Consider the following 1,733-nt stretch of genomic DNA (forward strand, 5'->3'; position numbering starts at 1 on the left):
GATTGTAGTAGTCAAGCGATGGGGTGACGCAGGAAGGTAGCTGGGCCAGGTGATGGAATACCTGGTGTAAGCCGGTAGGGCGAATGGTAGGCAAATCCGCCATTCATGCAGCCTGAGAGGTGATGCGTACCCGTTGAGGGGAATTCAGTGATCCTATGCTGCCGAGAAAAGCCTCTAGTGAGTTGGTACACGGCCCGTACCCCAAACCGACACAGGTGGTCAGGTAGAGAATACCGAGGCGATCGAGAGAACTGTGGTTAAGGAACTCGGCAAAATGCCCCCGTAACTTCGGGAGAAGGGGGACCACGCTCGGTGACCGGACTTGCTCCGTGAGCTGGGGGTGGTCGCAGAGACCAGAGAGAAGCGACTGTTTACTAAAAACACAGGTCCGTGCGAAGTCGTAAGACGATGTATACGGACTGACGCCTGCCCGGTGCTGGAAGGTTAAGAGGACCGGTTAGTGGAGTTCACTCCGCGAAGCTGAGAATTTAAGCCCCAGTAAACGGCGGTGGTAACTATAACCATCCTAAGGTAGCGAAATTCCTTGTCGGGTAAGTTCCGACCTGCACGAATGGCGTAACGACTTCTCTGCTGTCTCGACCACAGACTCGGCGAAATTGCATTACGAGTAAAGATGCTCGTTACGCGCGGCAGGACGAAAAGACCCCGGGACCTTCACTATAGCTTGGTATTGGTGTTCGGTTCGGTTTGTGTAGGATAGGTGGGAGACTGTGAAGCTCATACGCCAGTATGGGTGGAGTCGTTGTTGAAATACCACTCTGATCGTATTGGACCTCTAACCTCGGACCATGATCTGGTTCAGGGACAGTGCCTGGTGGGTAGTTTAACTGGGGCGGTTGCCTCCCAAAATGTAACGGAGGCGCCCAAAGGTTCCCTCAGCCTGGTTGGCAATCAGGTGTCGAGTGCAAGTGCACAAGGGAGCTTGACTGTGAGACTGACAGGTCGAGCAGGGACGAAAGTCGGGACTAGTGATCCGGCACCGGCATGTGGAAGCGGTGTCGCTCAACGGATAAAAGGTACCCCGGGGATAACAGGCTGATCTTCCCCAAGAGTCCATATCGACGGGATGGTTTGGCACCTCGATGTCGGCTCGTCGCATCCTGGGGCTGGAGTAGGTCCCAAGGGTTGGGCTGTTCGCCCATTAAAGCGGCACGCGAGCTGGGTTTAGAACGTCGTGAGACAGTTCGGTCTCTATCCGCCGCGCGCGTTAGAAACTTGAGGAAGGCTGTCCCTAGTACGAGAGGACCGGGACGGACGAACCTCTGGTGTGCCAGTTGTCCCGCCAGGGGCATGGCTGGTTGGCTACGTTCGGAAGGGATAACCGCTGAAAGCATCTAAGCGGGAAGCCTGTTCCAAGATGAGGTTTCTCACCCCCTCGAGGGGGTAAGGCCCCCGGCAGACCACCGGGTTGATAGGCCGGAACTGGAAGCCCAGCAATGGGTGGAGGTGACCGGTACTAATAGGCCGAGGACTTACCACGAAGATGTTACGCGTCCACTGTGCGGTATCTGAAACAACACACACAGATATCGAAGATCCTGCGGTAGCAGGGTTGTCGATGTTCTGCGTGGTTACTGTTTCATAGAGTTACGGCGGCCATAGCGACAGGGAAACGCCCGGTCCCATTCCGAACCCGGAAGCTAAGCCTGTCTGCGCCGATGGTACTGCACTCGACAGGGTGTGGGAGAGTAGGACACCGCCGAACACCCGTT

At 56.0% G+C, this 1,733-nt stretch carries 2 rRNA genes; both read left to right on the top strand.

Going from position 1 to position 1,733, the window contains the following annotated elements:
- Positions 1-1,501, top strand: a 23S ribosomal RNA gene (locus R1101_RS30775); the annotation flags it as partial.
- Positions 1,502-1,609: 108 nt separating this feature from the next.
- A 5S ribosomal RNA gene (gene rrf, locus R1101_RS0122915) occupies positions 1,610-1,726 on the top strand.
- Positions 1,727-1,733 lie beyond the last annotated feature (7 nt).

The sequence above is a fragment of the Rhodococcus sp. R1101 genome, from assembly GCF_000278445.1.
In the GTDB taxonomy this organism is placed as follows: domain Bacteria; phylum Actinomycetota; class Actinomycetes; order Mycobacteriales; family Mycobacteriaceae; genus Rhodococcus; species Rhodococcus gordoniae.